Annotated in this window: 2 protein-coding genes; both read right to left on the bottom strand. The window is 65.2% G+C overall.

Annotated elements, in window-relative coordinates; translation table 11 throughout:
• Window positions 1-106: 106 nt before the first annotated feature.
• Window positions 107-487 (bottom strand): SCP2 sterol-binding domain-containing protein, encoded by a 381-nt coding sequence (locus ACZ6O2_RS36515; RefSeq protein ID WP_466026220.1) that lies wholly within the window; start codon window positions 485-487, stop codon window positions 107-109.
• 182 nt (window positions 488-669) lie between these two features.
• A complete protein-coding gene (locus ACZ6O2_RS36520; RefSeq protein WP_466026221.1) occupies window positions 670-1230 on the bottom strand; it encodes an SMI1/KNR4 family protein in 561 nt (186 codons plus the stop codon).
• Between the last annotated feature and the right edge of the window lie 275 nt (window positions 1231-1505).

The raw sequence follows: 1505 nt of genomic DNA on the forward strand, positions 1-1505 counted from the left end.
TCGAACGAGAAGAGCCCGGTGGGAAAGGTCGGCGACGGGTGCAGGTCGCCACGTTCGTCGCTGACGACGAACGTGTTGCCGTCCAGGATGCTGACACCTCGTTCGCTCATGAGCCCTGTCCTCCTGCACCGGCGAAATCGCGCGGATGGTGGGCGCCCTCGGGGCCGGGCAGCAGCCGCTCAAGCGACGGCAGGAGCGCGAAGTCGCCCTCGACGTTGATCTCGTTGCGCAGCAGCGACGCAAAGAGCTTTGCCTGACCCCGGACCAGCCGGTCGAACACCGTCTGGTGACCGCGGATCACCAGGTCCGGCTGCCGGTCCTGCCGCGACACCTCCGTTCCGTTGCCCACCGTGACGAACCAGAAATCGGTCCCCGCAGCGCGTTCGATGTCCAACCGAATAGTGCCCCGGGCCTTCATCGAGACACCAATCGGCGAGGATGGTTGCCCGCCCAGCCGGCTGAGGAAATCGGCAGTCGAGTCCGTCATCAGAACTTCCTCCCGACACTCGCGAATCGTACTGCTACAGCCTCACTCACCCCGTGATGAACGGTCATCACCCGAAACGGGTGAAGTTGCTGGCGCAGGGCTCTGCTCTCACGCTGCGCGAGCGGCGTGAACTTGCTGCCTTCGACCATTTTCGGTCAGGACGCTCCGCAGTAGCGTTCGGGTTAGGAGTTGGGAGGTGCCCACCCGCCGAACCCCAGGTCGTCAATGCGGTCGCTGCGGAGCATGTCGGTGTCGACGGCCTCCAGCTCGTCAGCGACGTCTACCCACAGCTGCGTCACGGACTCCCACAGCGGTGTTGTGCCCTGGTGGTCCCGGGAGAACTCCACCAGGCATCCATGTAGCGGACCCTCGCGTAGGTCTATGAATAGGCCACCTCCCCCACCGTCACCCGCGATGGGCAGCCATCGGGGGAGCCAGTACAACTGGGGTTGGAGGGTGCCGGCTGGCTGAGTGTTCTGGCTGGCCACGAATCGTGCCATCTCCTCACGCAGCCCCGGCGGGTACGACTTCTGTTGGACCTCCAGGTGCATCCGCCAACGCTCCAAGGCGATGGACGTGGGGTAGGGACTCAAGAAGTCAGGGATCAGACGTGCACTTGGTAGGCCGATACCGTGCCGGACTCCGTTGGACAGCCCCCACCAGATCCTAAGGTCGGCCGGGAGCGCCACACCAAGGGCGGTTGCAACAGTGCCGATCTCGGCTGCCGTTGCCGGCGGGTTCAGCTCCGCACGGAATCGGGGGGCAAACCCCTCTTGGTCAAGATGGTGTGAGACACCCGTGCGAGCGGGGTGCTGATCTGAGGGCGGGGATCGGAGATCCTTGCGTACGTGTCCACTTCAACTGGCCAGCAGTCGGCGTCCGGCGGCGGGGCTGATCCGGCGCCCAAGCCGTCGCGGCGGGTATTCAGCCCGGAGTACAAGCTCGCGATGGTCGCCGAGTACGAGAACGCTCCGAACGGGGAGAAGGGCGCGATCCTGCGCCGGGAAGGCTTGTACTC

The sequence above is a fragment of the Micromonospora sp. NPDC048040 genome, from assembly GCF_055587185.1.

Coding starts and splice junctions, on each gene's coding strand:
- ACZ6O2_RS36515 (WP_466026220.1), bottom strand. CDS start 487: ATGACGGACTCGACTGCCGATTTCCTCAGCCGGCTGGGCGGGCAACCA.